We start from the raw sequence: 18,069 nt of genomic DNA on the forward strand, positions 1-18,069 counted from the left end.
GATAAAGTTTATTTAAAAAAAGCCTGATAATTTACAATATAAATTGATTTTTGGTTTTCATTACCATAGAATCAAAAGTGATGATAAATTTCTATCAATAAATTGCATCAAGGAGAAGATTATAATGAAAAAAACATTGGTTACTTTTTTAGCCGCTGTTTCATTAATGGGTGGCTTTGCCACTGTTGCAACTGGTTGTTCTAACAACTCAAGTACTCAACAAGCAGAACAACACTCTGCTAAAAAGGTTACAAAAGACGAGATCAAAGGTCACGACTACGTTGGTGTTAGTGCAGATAACAAGGATGAATATTTAACATTCTTTACTGGCAAGGACAAGAAGAAGGTTCAATTCGTTCGTGTAAGTAAGAACGGTTCACAAAAAGCCATTACTGACTTTAAGAAATCTAAACTTGTACTTAACAAGAAAGATCCTAAGAAATTCAAGATCGACGGTTTCAGAATCATCAAGGAACCTGACTTCGAATGGAACTTTGTTAAGGTTGGCAAGACAACGATCAAATCTCCTGATGGCAAAAAGTGGAAATTATACAATGGTACACATAAACAAGCAGTTAAAGCTGTTCAAAAGAACGGTAAATAACTCATGAAAAGAAGTAACTTAGGTTACTTCTTTTTTTTGTGCCCAAGTAAAATTTAGAGCAAATTTCAGTTAACTAGATTTTTAAGAAACGAGTTTAGAAAATTCTTGGTATTGAAATGGCTTTCTTTGTTGATGCAGTTGACAAGCGTGGCCAATTTTTGTCTAAAAGTATATGCAAATTATAATTTAAATATGCTTTTTTTAGAATTTAATTAGCTTTTATATTGAACAAAATATTGTAAATCAATCGTTTTCAGTAATAATTTATAAAAATATGTGCAACGGATTTATATTTGCAAAAATTTATTTTAGATTAAATTTTTTTTAATCGGCGCTATCCTTTGCTAGGTATGGCGCCGTTTTGGCACACATAAAAATTAAAGCGCATACATCATGAAATTTAATTTTAATGAAAGCGTTTGCTAAGCCTAGTGCTGTCGGATATAGTAGGTGTCGGTAACGGAATTCAAAATTAAGGAGTGATTTTTTATGACAACACCAATCCATGTTACTTCAGAAATTGGAAAATTAGATGTAGTAATGTTGAAACGTCCCGGACAGGAAGTTGAAAACATTACACCCGACACAATGCCCCGACTATTGTTCGATGACATCCCATATTTGCCAATAGCTCAAAAGGAGCATGACAATTTTGCACAGATCCTAAGAGACAATGGTACAGTTGATGATCTTGCTAGTGAAGCTATCGATGCTGGAAACGTTAAAGAAGCGTTTGTAGAAAAGATACTTCGCGAATCAGACTACGGCGTTGGCGCAGATCATGACGCATTGAAAGAATATTTGATGAGTCTTGATACAGCAGCTATGGTCAACCAATTGATGATCGGAGTTCGTAAGAGTGACATTGACTTTAACCCGACAGATCTTGTCAGTGCCGCTGAAGAATCAGATTATCCATTCTTCCTAGATCCAATGCCAAACCTCTACTTCACTAGAGATCCGGCAGCTTCAATCGGTGATGGTTTAAGTATCAACCATATGACATTTGCCGCAAGACAACGTGAATCAATGTTTATGGAAGCAATTATTAAATATCACCCACGTTTTGCAGACAAAGGTCTACATGTATGGCGTGACAGAAACCACACACACCGTATCGAAGGTGGAGACGAATTGGTACTAAGCGACCACGTCTTAGCAATCGGAGTTTCACAAAGAACTTCAGCTACAGCTATCCAAGATATTGCAAGAAGTCTATTTAAAGAAGGTCAATACGATACAGTTATTGCCATCAAGATTCCTCACAATCACGCTATGATGCACTTGGATACTGTATTTACAATGATCAACTACGATCAATTCACAGTTCACCCAGGAATCCTTGGCGACGGTGGAAAAATCGATACATGGACAATTCACCCAACTAAAGATGGTGATTTGACATTTGAACACAACCAAGATTTGAAGGCTGTTCTTAAGAAAGAACTTGGCTTAGATGACCTTGACTTGATCCCAACAGGTAATGGTGATCCAATCGTTGCTCCTAGAGAACAATGGAATGATGGTTCAAATACCTTAGCAATCGCACCAGGTGTCGTAGTAACTTATGATCGTAACTACGTATCTAACGCAATGCTAAGACAACACGGCTTGAAGGTATTGGAGACAATCTCAAGTGAATTATCACGTGGTCGTGGGGGCCCTCGTTGCATGAGTATGCCATTAGTTCGTGAAGACTTAAAATAGCTCTAATTTAATTTAAAGTTAATTAGAGAAAGTGCTAAACTAATTTTAACTCGCAATTAGGAGGAAACATTTTGGATTATAAAGGTAAAGAAACTTCAGTATTTCAAGGTAGAAGTCTTTTAGCAGAAAAGGACTACACACCAGAAGAATTAGAATATTTAATTGATTTCGCAATTCATTTGAAAGCCCTAAAGAAAAAGGGTATTCCACATCACTACCTAGAAGGCAAAAACATTGCCTTACTATTCGAAAAGAACTCAACACGTACTCGTTCAGCATTTACAACTGCTGCAATCGATCTAGGTGCTCACCCAGAATTCCTTGGTGCTAATGATATTCAACTTGGCGGTAAGGAAAGTGTTGAAGATACAGGACGTGTTCTTGGTAGCATGTTCGATGCTATTGAATTCCGTGGATTTTCACAAAAAACTGTTGAAGATCTTGCTAAATTCTCAGGCGTTCCAGTTTGGAATGGTCTAACAGACGAATGGCACCCAACACAAATGTTGGCTGACTTCATGACAATGAAGGAAACATTCGGCTCAATCAAGGGTAAGACTTTGACATTCGTTGGTGATGGACGTAACAACATGGCCAACAGTTTCTTAGTTACTGGTTCAATGCTCGGTGTAAATATTCACATCGTTGCACCTAAAGAACTCTTCCCAGATCAAAGTGTTATCGATACTGCACAAGCTTACGCTGACAAGTCAGGTAGCAAGTTCATGATCACAGATAACATTGACGAAGGTGTTAAAGGCACTAACGTTATCTATACTGACGTATGGGTATCAATGGGTGAAGAGAGTCAATGGGACGAAAGAATCAAATTGCTCAAACCATATCAAGTAAACATGGATATGATCAAGAAGACAGGTCAAGCCGATGATCAAATCATCTTCATGCACTGTCTACCTGCTTTCCATGACACAAATACTAAGTATGGACAAGACATCAAGGCTAAGTATGGTCTTAATGAAATGGAAGTAACAGATGAAGTCTTCAGAAGCAAATATGCACGTCAATTTGAAGAAGCTGAAAACAGAATGCACTCCATTAAAGCCATTATGGCAGCAACTCTAGGTAACTTGTTCATCCCTAAGGTTTAATCAGTTATTGAAGAAGGGCTAATCATAATGGTTGGCCCTTTTTTCATCCCACTTTATTAAAGAAGGAATGAGTATTATGGAAGAAAAGAAGGGTCTATCACTTGGGGCTTTGACAGCAGCGGTTGTTACGAGTTCCATTGGCTCAGGTGTCTTTACCTTAACAAGCTCACTAGCAGGCGGCGCAGCTCCTGGACCCGTGCTATTAGCATGGGTAGTGGTTGGTTTTGGTATTATGATGTTAGCATTATCTCTAAATAATTTATTACTGAAACAACCAGAATCCGAGGGTATCCAAGCATATGCTCAGGCAGGATTTGGAAATTTTGCGGGCTTTGTAAGTGGCTGGGGATATTGGCTTTCGGCTTGGTTAGGAAATGTGGCGTTTGCGACAGTTCTGATGAGTTCGTTAGGTTATTTCTTCCCAATATTTAAGGGCGGACAAAATGTTCCGTCAGTAATCTTTGCCAGTGTCGTTTCATGGATATTGACATGGATCGTTAACCGTGGGGTTGAATCCGCTGCGGCTATGAATACGATCATTACTATTTGTAAATTGATTCCACTGTTTGCCTTTATCGTTGTAGTTATCGTGGTCTTCAAAGGCGGTATCTTTACAGCTCACTTCTGGAGCAACGTCGCCAGTGGCGTGGCCGGAAGCGCTAGTATCGGTACGCAATTCAAATCTTGTTTGATGATCATGATGTGGGTCTTCGTTGGTGTTGAAGGGGCAAGTATGTTGTCCTCTCGTGCTAAGAGTAAAAACGATGCCGGTAAGGCAACTATCATCGGAATTATCAGTCTTTTGGTAATTTACGTTTTAGCATCAGTCTTGCCATACGGCTATATGACCCAAAGCCAATTAGCTAAGATCGATCAACCAGCAATGCTTTATATTTTCCAAGCAATGGTTGGAAAATGGGGTGGTGCTTTCATCGGTATTGGCTTGATCATTGCTATTTTGGAATCATGGTTATCCTGGACAATGTTGCCAGCTGATACAACCATGTTGATGGCGGAAGAAAAATTGCTTCCAGCTAGTTTTGGTAAAAAGAATAAAAATGGTGCGCCAACTTTCTCACTTGTCTTGACAGCATCATTGATTCAAGTTTTCTTATATTCTCACAAGAAGCTTATAACTTCGCTCTGTCGCTTTGTACAGCAGCTATCGTCGTGTGCTATATCTTCGTTGGTTTGTATCAAATCAAATTCTCACTCCAAAATAAAGATACGAAACAACTTTGGATCGGTATATTCGCTGCTGCTTTCCAAATCATTGCCATTATTTTAGCGGGACTACATTTCTTAATGTTGGTCTGTATTGGATACCTTCCCGGGATTTACTTCTATTACAAAGCTAAAAAAGACTATGGCCTTGACGGTGGAAAACTGACAAAAGCAGAGATCCTTTGGTCAACAATTATTGTGGCCCTAGCGGTTATTAGTGTCGTCATGATTGTAACGGGCTCAATTAAAATTTAGGAAGTGTTAGAGATATGAAAATAGCCGGATTTGGCGTTGAAGAATGGTTGAACGTACACGAACGAGAAGCCAAATATGATCTCGCTCAAAGTACCATCACTTCGTTTACCATGAATGAAATTAAAAATTTAACAAAGGCGAACAACCTTTATGACCAACTTGACGATCAGAAGATGAACTATGGTTGGATCGAAGGTTCGCCAACTTTTAAAGCGGAAATCAGTAAGATGTACCAGGATGTTGACCCCGACAATATCCTTCAAACAAATGGTGCTACTGGTGCCAACATGCTTGCCATCTATTCGTTGATCGAACCAGGCGACCATGTGATCAGTGTTTACCCAAGTTATCAACAACTTTATGACATACCAAAGTCATTAGGCGCAGATGTCAGTTTTTGGAAATTACATGAAGAGAGCAATTGGTACCCCGATATCGATGAGCTCAAAAAATTGATCCGTCCTAATACTAAGATGATCTGTATCAACAATGCTAACAACCCAACCGGAACTATCCTTGACCGGAAGTTCTTGGAACAAGTAGTTGAAGTGGCTAGAAGCGTTGGTGCTTATATCTTAGTTGATGAAGTGTATTTGCCATTCGATGACTCGGTTGACTTTGCACCGATCGTGGATCTGTATGAGAAAGGGATCTCGACTAACTCTCTTTCAAAGACTTATTCCATGCCCGGAATTCGTGTCGGCTGGACAGCAACTAATAGCGAATTAGCTGATATTTTCCGCAAGTATCGTGATTACACAATGATTTGTTCTGGCGTTTTCAGTGATCAGATGGCCTGTCTGATTTTACAGAACAAAGATAAGGTTCTGGAACGTAACAAAAAGATCGTGCTTGATAATTTAGCTTACTTTAAAGATTGGGTCGAAAGAACCCCTAAAGTTAGCTGTGTCTTTCCAAATGGTGTGTCGACGTCATTTGTTAAATTAGAGACTAAAAAATCAAGTCAGGAATTCTGTACAGATCTGTTGAAAGATACAGGAGTCTTGTTAGTTCCAGGTGAAGCATTCGATGTACCCGGCTATGCTAGATTAGGATATTGTGCACCGCATGAGACACTTACCAAAGGTTTAGAAGTTTTAGGAGAATATTTACAAAATAATTAAAAAAAGTTTTTTTCTGAGGAGAATTGATTATGACAAGACAACGTGTTGTGGTTGCTTTAGGTGGAAATGCTATTTTAAGTAAGGACGCTAGCGCAGAAGCTCAACAAAGCGCAGTAAGAAAAACTTGCGAATCTCTAGTAGAATTCGTAAAAAATGATCAAGACTTGATCATTACACACGGAAATGGCCCCCAAGTTGGGAACTTGTTGTTGCAACAAGCTGCGGCTGACAGTGAAAAAAATCCAGCTTTGCCACTAGATACATGTGGTGCGATGACTGAGGGGAGTATCGGTTATTGGTTCCAAAACTCCATGAAAGAAGTCATGTTGAAGAATGGAATCAACAAACAAGTTGTGACTTTGATCACTCAAACGATCGTTGACAAAGACGACCCTGCCTTTGGCGATCCAACAAAACCAATCGGACCATTTTACGAAGAAAACGAAGTTCCTGCTCTTCAAGCTACTCACCCAGATTGGACGATTGTTGAAGATGCTGGACGTGGATATCGTCGTGTTGTTCCATCACCAAAACCAGTTGAAATCAACGAATATCCAGCAATTGAAGCTATTTCAGCTGCCGGCGTAATTCCAATCGTAGCCGGTGGTGGTGGTATTCCAGTAGTGAAAGATGGGGACAGACTCGTTGGTAAAGAAGCCGTTATCGATAAAGATTTCGGTGCCTCAAAGAATGCTCAATTGGTTAATGCTGACAAATTGAGCATTCTTACTTCTGTGGGGGGAGTATTCTATAATTTTGGCAAACCAGATCAAACTGAAGTATTTGACGTAGCTGTTGATGACATTCAAAAACACATCGACAACGAAGAATTTGCTAAAGGCAGCATGATGCCTAAAGTTCAAGCTGCCGTAGCCTTCGTACGTGCAACTGGTAAACCCGCTGTTATCGGTGCTTTGGATGATGTAAAAGAAATCATCGCCGGTGAAAAGGGAACTGTTATTCACAAATAATTATTGTTATTGATAAATTTATGTGCTATCATATTTTTGCAAAAGAGGGATTAATTAATCGGATGATTTAAAGCGAGGTCAAGTTTTGGTGAGAGTTGACTATTTCAAAGATTAAGTCGCACCCGTCTTATAAAAATGAATAATCAATTAATGAGTGGATATTAATCAATTAGAGTGGTACCGCGGGAAAATCTCGTCTCTTTCAATAGGACAATACGTCTATTGAAAGAGGCGTTTTTTTTATCTAATAGGAGGAAAATATGGATTTTAAACAACAAGTAGTAGATACATTAGTTAAAGTTTTACCAGAGGACATTACTGAGGAACAAATTACAAATTTGATCGAAAAACCAAAGACATCAGATCTTGGTGATTATGCTTTCCCAACATTTATCTTGGCTAAGACGCTTCACAAAGCACCAAACATGATTGCTGAAGATTTGGTTGGCAAAATCGATACAGATGGTTTTGAAAAAGTTGTAAATACTGGTGCCTACATCAATTTCTTCTTAGATAAAAAAGCCTTTTCAGCCGATGTACTAAACGCAGTTCTTACACAAAAGGATGAATATGGTAATGCTGATGACGGTAAGGGTCGCAACGTTCCTATCGATATGTCATCACCTAACATTGCTAAACCTATGTCAATGGGTCACTTGCGTTCAACCGTAATTGGTAACTCAATTGCAAAAATTATTTCTAAATTAAACTATCAACCAGTTAAGATCAATCACTTGGGTGACTGGGGAACTCAATTCGGTAAGTTGATCGTTGGTTATAAGATGTGGGGTTCAGTTGAAGAAGTTGAAGCTGATCCTATCAACAATCTTTTGAAGTATTACGTTCGTTTCCACAAGGAAGCTGAAGACAAGCCAGAACTTGACGATGAAGCTCGTGCTTGGTTCAAGAAGATGGAAGATGGCGACAAAGAAGCCCTTGCTCTTTGGACATGGTTCAAGGAATTATCATTGAAGGAATTCCAAAAGATCTACGATCGTCTAGATGTTCAATTCGACCACTTTACTGGTGAATCATTCTACAACGACAAGATGGATGCCATCGTTGATACACTTGAAGAAAAAGGTCTTCTAAAGGAAAGTCGCGGTGCTGAAATCGTTGATCTTTCTGAATACGACTTATCACCAGCTTTGATCAAGAAGACTGATGGTGCCACACTTTACATCACACGTGACTTGGCTGCTGCTAAGTATCGTAAAGATACTTTCGACTTCGTTAAATCACTTTACGTTGTTGGTAGCGAACAAGCAGAACACTTTACTAAGTTAAAGATCGTTTTGAAGAAGATGGGTTACGACTGGGCTGACGATATTATCTACATCCCATTCGGCCTTATCACAGCTGGTGGTAAGAAGCTTTCAACTCGTAAAGGTAACGTTATCTTGCTAGATGATGTTCTAAACGATGCGGTTGCTCTTGCTAAGAAACAAATCGAAGAAAAGAATCCAGATCTAAAGAACAAAGATGCCGTTGCTGAAGCAGTTGGTGTCGGTGCGGTTGTCTTCCACGATTTGAAGAATGACCGTCGTGATAGTTTTGACTTCAACCTTGAAGAAGTTGTTCGTTTTGAAGGTGAAACTGGTCCTTACGTTCAATACACAAATGCACGTGCCTTGAGTATTTTGAGAAAAGCTGGCGACGTTGATTACGCAAATGCTGAAAACTTGGCCGTAACAGACGTAGAAGCTTGGGACACAATCAAGATGCTTCAAGATTTCCCTAACGTTGTGGAACGTGCAGCTAAGACCTTTGAACCATCAGTTATTGCTAAATATGTCTTGAAGCTTGCTAAGAGTTTCAACCAATATTATGCTCACAGCAAGATTTTGGCTGATGACGAAGGCTTGAAAGCTAGACTTGCATTAGTTAAGTCAGTTTCAACTGTTCTTCAAATGTCACTTGGCTTGCTTGGTGTTAAGGCTCCTGAAGAAATGTAGGACGTGTTCATTTTGGATAGAAAACTTTTTAGCGAACTATCAGAAATGAAAACAACCACGCTAGATCTAGCCTGGTTGTTGATGGCAATAGCCTTTACATATCTCAATTATCAAACATTTGATTTTTTCTATGGTATTTTAGGATTCGTCGCAGTGTTCTTTATTCATTTGTTTATTAACTTCCATAATAACTATATGGATTATCGTAACTCGACGAGTGAAGAGTATCGTGAAAAAATAAGCACTATCGGTATCAATCGCGAATCATTGGCAATAGTCAAAAAATGGATGTACGGTTTGGCCATTTTTCCATTAATTATTGGGGCATTTCTGGTATACAAAACTGGGATGATCACTTTGGCGATCGGGGTCGTCGGAGTAGTTATCGGATTGTTGTATTCATCAGGCCCTAAGCCACTAAACTCCACCATGTTTGGAGAAATAGTGGTGGCTATTGCCATTAGCCAGCTGATTCCAATAACCTACTCCTATCTCGGGTTAGTGGGATCTGCTAAATTCGATTCTAGTACGGCCATTTCGGTGATCCTAGTCAGTTTACCGAACACCTTCGCATTTTTTAGTGCAGAGTTGAGCAATGGCACGTGTGACTTAGAATCGGATCGTAAAAATGGTCGCAACACATTGGTTAGTAAAGTAGGAAAAGCCAATGCTTTAAGTTTGTTCAAAGCTAGTTGGGCCTTAGCCTTCCTGCTGGTACCAATTCTAGCAATCTTAAAAGTAGTACCTTACATTACACTGTTGATCGTGCTGCTTTATCCAAATATTTGGGACGGTTTTCGTCCTTATCTGAAGGAACAAGTTAAAACAACGACCTATCCTTTAGTAATCAGATCTGTTAGTAAATTTTCTGTAACGTATATTTTATTAATTGCTGTCGGGGCGATTATTAAATTAGTTATGAAAACTTTATAAGCAGTAACCTCAGAGAGAGTCTAAAAAATCACTCCTAAAACTTCTTTCTGAATATAAAAAAAGGGCTCACCTAATTGTCGGGATTAGGTGAGCTTTTTGGTTGCTAAAAATAAGCACGTATTAAATTATACATATTTTTGGATGGTTTTGACTTAATTATTTTTAAATTATTATAAAAAGGTTGTTTGAAAGTCAATTTATGAGCAAATAATAACAGTTTTCCGACTTTTTGGTGGGGATTGTACAGTGGATCGTTGACAATGGGCCAATGATTGTATGCCAAGTGGACACGTAACTGGTGAGTTCGACCGGTTAAAAGGTTCAATTTGACCAAAGCATAGTCAGAATTTTTTTGGAGGACCTCATATTTGGTGACGGCATTAAGACCGGAGGATTTGACCATACGTTTTCTGACATCGTTAGGATCTTGATCGATCGGCAAATTTATTTCACCAGCATCGGGGATCTCCCGGTCCAAATTAACAACTGCTAAATACTCACGAGTCAAAGTTTTGTCACTGAGCTGTCGGTTGAAGATAGGGACTAAATAGGGCGTTTTGGCAATCAAAACTAATCCTGAAGTTTCCATGTCGATGCGGTGGACCATGTAGGGATGACCATTTTTGAGATACGTTTCGACGTCATTCATCAAAGAGTCGTTTTCAGTCATAATATTGGGATGCGTTTTTCTGCCAGCAGCTTTATTGACGACAATAATATCGTCATCTTCATAAACGACATCGATTGGATGATCCCCAGGAAGATAGTGTTGTTCGCTGCGAGGTGGAAAATTGAAATTGAGCGTAATGACGTCGTTATTTTGGACGACAGTATTGAAAGAATGATATTTACCATTGATCAAAATATCTTGTTGAGTGCGCAAAAAATGCTGCCACTTCTTAGGGATAAGCCACTTTTTAAGCAGTTCACGAATGGTCAGTTGTTCGTTATTTTCGGGATGATAAGTGATGATTTTTTGGTACATAAAGCGTTTGCTCCTTAAAGATTTTTTGAGTAATTTATTAAATGGTCGGATAATGTGATAAAATTTGTTCTTATACAGAGGTATTTAAACAATGAATAATAACAATAGTTTTTGGGCGTGGTTAAAACCTAAATTACTAATTGCTTGGTCTTTTATAAAAAAATATTGGCATCGATTCCAGATAACACGTTGGTTGATTTTAATATTTTTGACTCTTGTTTTGGTTTTGAGTACATATTGGACATATAAAGCGAAGACATCAAACGTTGCGGATCTGCAGTCATCATTGCAGACTAAAACGACGATCATGGATAAAGATGGCGATAATGCCGGTCAGTTGTATGCTAGCAAAGGAACTTACGTCAGCTACGACAAGATTTCTAAGAATATCCAAAATGCGGTCACTTCAACTGAAGATCGGACGTTTTGGACTAATCCTGGTTTCAGTATCAAAGGGTACGCCAGAGCGGCTTTAGGATATTTGATCCATCACGGTATTTCTGGTGGTGGTAGTACTTTGACGCAGCAGTTGGCTAAAAACTCGTTGCTGACTCAAAAACAGACCCTTTCTAGAAAAGGCGAGGAACTGTTCCTCTCGATCGAGATCAATCACATCTATACTAAAAAAGAAATTATCACGATGTATCTCAATAATGCCTACTTTGGTAATGGGGTCTGGGGCGTTCAGGATGCATCCGAAAAATACTTTGGTAAAAATGCATCCGAATTGAATCCTGCTGAAGCAGCTGTTTTGGCCGGAATATTGAAAGCACCAAATTATTATAATCCTATTGATAGTATGAGTAATTCTTTGGCTCGACGCAATCTTGTTTTAGGATTAATGGTCGATAATAAGAAATTGACGGCTTCTCAAGCTAATTATTATAAGAACACATCGATCGATGTAAATGATAATTATGAAGTCAGCAGCTCGTACAAGTATCCTTATTTCTTCGATGCCGTTATCGATGAGGCAGTCGAAAAATATGGTCTCAAAGAAGACGATATTTTGAATAAAGGCTACAAGATCTACACGACTTTGGATCAAAAGATGCAAAGCTCTATGCAAAATTCATTTGATAACAGTTATCTTTTCCCAAGTAATGCCACTGATGGGACAAAGGTTCAAGGGGCATCGATCGCAGTCGACCCTAAGAATGGTGGGATTTTGGCTGTTGTTGGTGGCCGCGGCGACCATACTTTCCGTGGCTTCAACCGGGCAACGTCTACGCAGATGCAACGTCAACCAGGTTCAACCATCAAACCTTTGGCTGTTTATACACCGGCGATCGAAAATGGCTACAGCTATGATTCTGAATTGCCAGATGAGATCACCAGTTTTGGTAAGAATAAATATACCCCAACGAATGCTGACGGACTCTATCAGGAAAATATGCCAATGTATGAAGCTTTGGCAAAGAGTGAAAACATTCCTGCTGTTGCGTTATTGGACAAGATCGGTGTCAAAAAGGGTGTCAACTCAGTCGAGAACTTTGGTATCAAGGTTCACAAGAATGATCAAAACTTAGCCTTGGCACTTGGTGGTTTGACGACTGGGGTCAATCCATTGCAGATGGCTCGAGCTTATACGGCCTTTGCTAATGAAGGAAAACTAGCAAGTACGCACTTTATCACAAAGATCGTCGATTCTACAGGAACGGTGATCGTAAATAATACCAATACTTCAACTAAACAGATCATCAGTAAGAATACTGCTAAGGAAATGACCAGTATGATGCTAGGTGTTTACAATGAAGGAACTGGTAAACTGGCTAAGCCAGATGGCTACCAATTAGCTGGTAAGACTGGTAGTACCGAAGTTCCTAAGAGTTACGGCTATGCGGGGACTAAGGACCAGTGGATGATCGGTTATACGCCAGATGTCGTTGTAGCAAGTTGGATCGGGTTCGATCAGACGGACCAAAATCATTTCTTGCCGGGAGCTAGTGAGAATGGACTTTCAGCACTCTTCAAGAATGAAATGATCAGTATTTTACCCGAGACTCAAGAAACTAGCTTTGGGGTCAAAGATGCGGCTAAGTTGGCCAAAGAAAATACGACCGATACTGGCGACAACGATATTTCTAAATCTATCCAAGATGGTGTAGATAACGTTAAAAATAAGGCCACAGAATGGTATAATGATATTAAGAACTTTTTTGGTCAATAGGAGGACTATATGAACATTTACGATAGCGCCAATCAACTTGAACAAGACTTGAGAAAGACAACTGAGGTTTCTGATTTAAAGCTTGCCTTTGAAGCTGTTAAAGCTAACGACTTAGCCTATAAACTTTTTGATAAAGTTCAAAACAAACAATTTGAACTTCAACAAAAACAAATGCAAGGTCAAGAAATTACTGACGACGACATTAAAGCAATGCGTGAATTGACAGATCAACTTTCAAATTACAGTGAAATCCAAAACTTGATGGAAAAAGAACAAAAAATGAATTCGATGATGGATGAATTGAACAAGATCATTTCAAAACCAATCGCTGAAATTTATCAAGACTAATAATAAGGACTTAGGGCTTAAGTAATTTGCTCGGGTCCTTTTCTTTTAGGGGAGTTTAGAATGAAGTTTTTGCATGCAGCAGATTTACATTTAGATACACCTTTTGTAGGAATCAGTAATTTTTCAAAAGATCTTCAAAAGCAATTACAGGATTCAACTTATCAGGCCGCGGAGACGTTGTTTGAGACTGCCATTAGTGAGCAAGTTGACTTTGTGATCTTAGCTGGGGATGTTTTTGATGATACGGACAGTTCCTTGAAGGCACAGATGTTTTTAAAAGATCAATTCGAAAAGCTACGTCAAGCAGATATTAAAGTCTATTTGATTTACGGTAATCACGATTATTATCGAAATGACTTTGCGGTGATTGACTTTCCGGAAAATGTTCATATCTTTGATCAAAATGTAACTACTGAAGCATTGACTGCTAAAGATGGTCAGACGGTTGGTTTGACTGGTTTTAGCTACTATCAGCAACATATCCAAGATAGTGTCGTCAATGATTACCCTGATCGAGGTAAATTTGATTATCAGATCGGTATTTTGCATGCGGGAGTTGGTGACGACAATTATGCACCATTCCAAATTCATGATCTCTTGGAAAAGGGCTACGATTATTGGGCTCTAGGTCACATTCACAAGCGTGAAGTCTTGCATGAGAATCCGTTGATCGTTTATCCTGGCGACATTCAGGGACGCAATCAAAATGAAACGACTCCTAAGGGTTTTTATATCGTTTCAGTAAATGACCATGTGACCCAGTTAAAGTTCGTTAAAAGTAGCCTTTATACGTGGACTAGGGCTAGTATCGAGGCCAAAGCTGATGATACAATTAATTCGTTGATAAATAAGATCACCGATCTTTTAGACGCACCGATGACTTTGTTGACTTTGACGATCAACAACGCGCAAGCTTTAAATGGCGATGTCTTAAAGACAATCGATCGTAATGAGGTTGTGCAGCATTTTAATCATACAGAGACTGCCAGCGTCTTGTATAAGCTTTATCTAAAATATAATGACAACCCACAGTTAGCTAAGATCGATCAGAAGTATTGGGATCAAGCTAAAGCTGGGATCAATTTGGATAACATCAAGGACCTGGACAGCAAGCTCTATAGTTCACAGATCATTCGTGAACATATCAATGACCCCGAATTTTTGGAGCACATTATGGAGTTGACGAGAAACACCATTAATCAAAAATATACTGGAGAATAATCGTGAAATTAGTTAAAGCAAACATATACGGTTTCGGTAAATGGGTAGACCAAAAATTTAACTTTGAACAAGATTATCAAGTTATTTTTGGAAACAATGAGGCCGGTAAAACGACCCTTTTAAATTTTATTAAGAGTATTCTTTTCGGTTTTGCTTCAGCGCGTGGTGAAAATAAATTTTTGCAATATAAGCCTAGAAATAATAGTAATTACGGTGGTGAATTGGAGTTTTTAGCTCCCGACAAAAGTATTTGGACAGTTCGGCGAGTCGCTGGCAAAGGCGATGGAGAAGTGAGCCTGTTTCATGATGATAAAAAAGTTTCCGAGACGAACATGTCAAAGATCATTGGTAATTTTACTAAAGATGATTTTGAAAATACGCACGTTTTTGATGATAAAAGTATTTTGTCGATCTATGGGTTGGACGAAAACAAATTGGAAACGGAAGTCATGTCGATCGGAGCAGTCGGTAGCAAGGATTGGTTGACGACAGCTGATAAGTTGAACCACGAGGCGGAAGATATCTACAAACCACGTGGTCAAAAGCAACCGCTAGTCGTCTATCTAAAAAAGCAAGCTGAACTACAAGAAGAGAAATCAGAAATTGAGAATCAACAACATGCCTATCAGCGAGTAAAGAACCAACTTGAAGAGACTCAAGATAGTTTTGACGCCAACGAAAAACTGCTCAAACAAGTTAGTGAGACAGTAAACAACTTGCGTAATTTGGATAAGAAGTGGTCGCGTTATGAACAGTTGCAACGCCAAAATGACCCTGATGCCAAAGAAAATCAAATCAGCAATGAGGATTGGGAAGAAGTTTTAAAAGCCAATCAGGAACTCAGTACGCTCCAAGAGACTGCCACAACGAGCCAAGTATCCGAACTGAATAATGTTGAAAAAAATATTTTAGATAACTATCATCGTAATCAAGCCCGGTTAGACTATATTCGCAATCAGAAATTCGAATTACAAAATTTGCAATTTCATCGCGATGATATGAATTCCAAACTGTTACAAGTCGATACGCAAGTGGACCAGTTATTCAAGAATCATCCAGAACTTTCTGAACATATGCAGCCTTTGACCTCAGAAGAATTAGATCAATTGACGCCCCAAGTTAATAAAGGGAACAATCTTTACTTGATGATCTGTGGGGTTGAAGTTATTTTGGCATTTGTCACCGGCAATCCGATCCGGATAGTCTTTGGTTTGGCAGCGATAGTCAGTGGACTTTGGTATTGGTATCAGAGTCAAAGCGCTAGTCAAAAATCCGACTTGAGTAAATATCCATTCATTCAACAAAAAGGCTATTCGGGTGTAAATCGAAATACCATTTTGAATTTACAAAGTACTGTGATTGCTTTGGATAACTTCCACACGACTCAGAATGGTTTGAGCGATGGAATCAAATCGATCGAAGTGGATTTGAACAAGTGGCGCAAAATCTTATTAGAATTGAATGTTTTGGATGAGTCATATAAAAAAGACAATTATAATGAACAGATCGAAAAGTATTTTGCCGTTTTGGATCAAATCAAAGCCAAAGCCGACCTATCAGCTCAGAGTCAAGAAGAGACCCAGAAAATAGCAGCTGATAAAAGCCAGCGTTTGGATAAATTGCACGATAATATTAGTGATATTTTACAGAAGTACAATGCCATTACTATGAACGCTTTCGTGCAGATGCACACTAGACAGATCGAAGACCAAAAAGTCATTACCCAAATAAAGCAAGATAAGGACTTCTTGGGCAATGACTTGGCAAAATTACAAAAGTATGAAAGTCACTCAGACTTAGTCGATGAGTTGACTAAAACTAATGCTAAAAAAGCCGAATTATCTGATAAGAATAATGAATTGAGTCGGCAGATGGGTTCTTTAAAGGAACAGATGCAACAAATTTTTGACAATAAGCACTACCAAAGAGTCGTTAATAGTCTAGCCGAGAATAAACAAAATATCATCGAAAGCTACGACGAGTGGCTCTCCAAAAAGATGGCCAGCGATTGGATCAAACGGATACTAAATATTGCTACCGAAAACCGTTATCCAAAGATGATCGACAAAGCTACCCAGTATTTTGCCGTCTTGACGAATAACAACTATATCAAAATTGATTTCAATCAAAAAGATATCGTAGTAACAAGTGCTGACAAGCTTCAATTTGATGTTCACGAATTATCTAAGGCGACAACGATCCAGCTATATCTTTCATTACGTTTAGCTTTTGTCACCGAAATTTTGGATTTGATCAAACTGCCGATCTTGATTGATAATGCCTTTGTTGATTTTGATATTTCTAGAACTGAGAACGTCTTTAAATTGATCCAAGAGATTGCCAAGAACAATCAAGTGATCTATGTAACGGCTAATCAGCCTAAGGATATTCCAGCAGATCACATTATGAAATTGGGGGAAGAAGATATTGCCTAAAAAACATATAATTGATTTTAATAATGGTGAAACGATGAGTTTGGAAGTTATCATCAAGCGTTCTGATTTTCGTTTAGCTAAAAACGGCAAGAACTTTTTGTCATTAGTTTTTGAAGATAAATCAGGTCAGATTCCAGGCAAGTACTGGGATGCAAGTGAAGAGGATGCCAAGAAATTTCACGTTGGAGCCGTCGTTCAATTAGAAGGACGCAGAGACCTGTACCAAGGCAAGCCACAAGTCAATATAACACGCTTAGGACTCTTGGATATAAGTACTGTCGACATGTCGCAATTCGTTCAGACAGCGCCAATTAAGCGAGCTGACATGGAAAATGAATTTGAAGATGTCTTCTTGCAGATCACTAATGGTGCTTGGAATCGAATCGTCAGATATTTATTCAAAAAGTATCACGACCGTTTCTTTACTAGCGCTGCAGCGAAGAGCAATCATCATGACTTCCAAGGTGGGTTAGCGTTCCACACGTTGAGTATGGTCCGTCAGGCTGAAAATTTGGCTGATCAATATCCCCAGATCGATCGGGCTCTGTTGATTGCGGGTGCTTGTTTGCATGATTTTGGTAAGATCATCGAATTGTCGGGTAATTTGGATATCGAATATACTTTTGAAGGCAACATGCTCGGTCACATCACGATCGTTGATGAGGAGATCGTCAAAGCAGCACAGGAGATGGATATCAGCCTTGAGAGTGAAGATATGATTCTCTTACGCCACATGATCTTGTCGCATCATGGTTTGTTGGAATATGGTTCGCCAGAACGTCCCAAGATTTTGGAAGCAGAAGTATTGCACAATATCGATATGATGGATGCTTCGATCAACATGATCACTAAGGCTTTGGATAAAACTGAGAACGGCAACTTTTCGGAAAGAATCTTTGGCTTGGATAATCGTTCATTTTACAAACACAGTTAAACTAAAACTTAAAGCAAAAAAAGACTATATCACTTGAAATGCGATAATCCCTTTGTGGTTGTCATATGAAATAATATAAATTCATTTGATAATC

The 18,069-nt window shown here is 38.8% G+C and carries 13 protein-coding genes and 1 pseudogene; 13 read left to right on the forward strand and 1 reads right to left on the reverse strand.

Going from position 1 to position 18,069, the window contains the following annotated elements; all coding sequences use genetic code 11:
• Window positions 1-124 precede the first annotated feature (124 nt).
• From FD29_RS04100 to FD29_RS04135, 8 genes and pseudogenes are all read left to right on the forward strand, one after another.
• Window positions 125-604: a hypothetical protein gene (locus tag FD29_RS04100; protein WP_057887691.1), complete on the forward strand. Its 480-nt coding sequence runs from the start codon at window positions 125-127 to the stop codon at window positions 602-604.
• Window positions 605-1,093: 489 nt separating this feature from the next.
• Entirely contained in the window at window positions 1,094-2,311 is a 1,218-nt protein-coding gene (gene arcA, locus FD29_RS04105; protein WP_057887692.1) for an arginine deiminase, read from the forward strand.
• A 71-nt stretch (window positions 2,312-2,382) separates the two neighbouring features.
• Window positions 2,383-3,420: an ornithine carbamoyltransferase gene (gene argF, locus FD29_RS04110; RefSeq protein WP_057887693.1), complete on the forward strand. Its 1,038-nt coding sequence runs from the start codon at window positions 2,383-2,385 to the stop codon at window positions 3,418-3,420.
• Between the two features lie 76 nt (window positions 3,421-3,496).
• A pseudogene (gene arcD, locus FD29_RS04115) lies at window positions 3,497-4,899 on the forward strand (arginine-ornithine antiporter).
• Window positions 4,900-4,913: 14 nt separating this feature from the next.
• Window positions 4,914-6,023 carry an aminotransferase gene (locus FD29_RS04120; RefSeq protein ID WP_057887694.1) on the forward strand — a complete coding sequence of 370 codons (1,110 nt, stop codon included), beginning with the start codon at window positions 4,914-4,916 and terminating at the stop codon, window positions 6,021-6,023.
• Window positions 6,024-6,052: 29 nt separating this feature from the next.
• Window positions 6,053-6,994, forward strand: a complete 942-nt coding sequence (gene arcC, locus FD29_RS04125; protein WP_057887695.1) for a carbamate kinase — start codon at window positions 6,053-6,055, stop codon at window positions 6,992-6,994.
• Window positions 6,995-7,254: 260 nt separating this feature from the next.
• Window positions 7,255-8,949, forward strand: coding sequence for an arginine--tRNA ligase (gene argS / locus FD29_RS04130; protein WP_057887696.1), 1,695 nt, complete (start codon window positions 7,255-7,257; stop codon window positions 8,947-8,949).
• A gap of 12 nt (window positions 8,950-8,961) precedes the next feature.
• The gene (locus FD29_RS04135) at window positions 8,962-9,882 is read left to right on the forward strand and encodes a prenyltransferase (RefSeq protein WP_057887697.1); all 921 of its coding nucleotides are present in this window, start codon (window positions 8,962-8,964) and stop codon (window positions 9,880-9,882) included.
• Window positions 9,883-9,985: 103 nt separating this feature from the next.
• Here FD29_RS04135 and FD29_RS04140 read toward each other — a convergent pair whose 3' ends face one another.
• Window positions 9,986-10,867, reverse strand: a complete 882-nt coding sequence (locus tag FD29_RS04140; RefSeq protein ID WP_057887698.1) for an RluA family pseudouridine synthase — start codon at window positions 10,865-10,867, stop codon at window positions 9,986-9,988.
• A 91-nt stretch (window positions 10,868-10,958) separates the two neighbouring features.
• On the opposite strand from FD29_RS04140, the gene FD29_RS04145 reads away from it, so the two are divergent.
• Genes FD29_RS04145 through FD29_RS04165 form a run of 5 tightly spaced genes read left to right on the forward strand, consistent with a single transcriptional unit; the run spans window position 10,959 to window position 17,975 of the window.
• Window positions 10,959-13,037 carry a PBP1A family penicillin-binding protein gene (locus tag FD29_RS04145; RefSeq protein WP_057887699.1) on the forward strand — a complete coding sequence of 693 codons (2,079 nt, stop codon included), beginning with the start codon at window positions 10,959-10,961 and terminating at the stop codon, window positions 13,035-13,037.
• 9 nt (window positions 13,038-13,046) lie between these two features.
• Window positions 13,047-13,385, forward strand: coding sequence for a YlbF family regulator (locus FD29_RS04150; RefSeq protein ID WP_057887700.1), 339 nt, complete (start codon window positions 13,047-13,049; stop codon window positions 13,383-13,385).
• A 60-nt stretch (window positions 13,386-13,445) separates the two neighbouring features.
• Window positions 13,446-14,606 carry a metallophosphoesterase family protein gene (locus tag FD29_RS04155; protein WP_057887701.1) on the forward strand — a complete coding sequence of 387 codons (1,161 nt, stop codon included), beginning with the start codon at window positions 13,446-13,448 and terminating at the stop codon, window positions 14,604-14,606.
• A gap of 2 nt (window positions 14,607-14,608) precedes the next feature.
• Window positions 14,609-17,041: an ATP-binding protein gene (locus FD29_RS04160; protein WP_057887702.1), complete on the forward strand. Its 2,433-nt coding sequence runs from the start codon at window positions 14,609-14,611 to the stop codon at window positions 17,039-17,041.
• A 34-nt stretch (window positions 17,042-17,075) separates the two neighbouring features.
• Window positions 17,076-17,975, forward strand: a complete 900-nt coding sequence (locus FD29_RS04165) for a 3'-5' exoribonuclease YhaM family protein (RefSeq protein ID WP_147007905.1) — start codon at window positions 17,076-17,078, stop codon at window positions 17,973-17,975.
• Window positions 17,976-18,069: the final 94 nt, after the last annotated feature.

Source organism: Companilactobacillus mindensis DSM 14500, from assembly GCF_001434275.1.
GTDB lineage: Bacteria > Bacillota > Bacilli > Lactobacillales > Lactobacillaceae > Companilactobacillus > Companilactobacillus mindensis.

Excerpts from the sequence above, each read along its gene's own strand:
- FD29_RS04145 (WP_057887699.1), top strand. The coding sequence starts at position 10,959 with ATGAATAATAACAATAGTTTTTGGGCGTGGTTAAAACCTAAATTACTA.
- arcC (WP_057887695.1), top strand. The coding sequence starts at position 6,053 with ATGACAAGACAACGTGTTGTGGTTGCTTTAGGTGGAAATGCTATTTTA.
- FD29_RS04155 (WP_057887701.1), top strand. The coding sequence starts at position 13,446 with ATGAAGTTTTTGCATGCAGCAGATTTACATTTAGATACACCTTTTGTA.
- arcA (WP_057887692.1), top strand. The coding sequence starts at position 1,094 with ATGACAACACCAATCCATGTTACTTCAGAAATTGGAAAATTAGATGTA.
- FD29_RS04100 (WP_057887691.1), top strand. The coding sequence starts at position 125 with ATGAAAAAAACATTGGTTACTTTTTTAGCCGCTGTTTCATTAATGGGT.
- FD29_RS04120 (WP_057887694.1), top strand. The coding sequence starts at position 4,914 with ATGAAAATAGCCGGATTTGGCGTTGAAGAATGGTTGAACGTACACGAA.
- FD29_RS04150 (WP_057887700.1), top strand. The coding sequence starts at position 13,047 with ATGAACATTTACGATAGCGCCAATCAACTTGAACAAGACTTGAGAAAG.
- argS (WP_057887696.1), top strand. The coding sequence starts at position 7,255 with ATGGATTTTAAACAACAAGTAGTAGATACATTAGTTAAAGTTTTACCA.
- FD29_RS04140 (WP_057887698.1), bottom strand. The coding sequence starts at position 10,867 with ATGTACCAAAAAATCATCACTTATCATCCCGAAAATAACGAACAACTG.
- FD29_RS04165 (WP_147007905.1), top strand. The coding sequence starts at position 17,076 with ATGAGTTTGGAAGTTATCATCAAGCGTTCTGATTTTCGTTTAGCTAAA.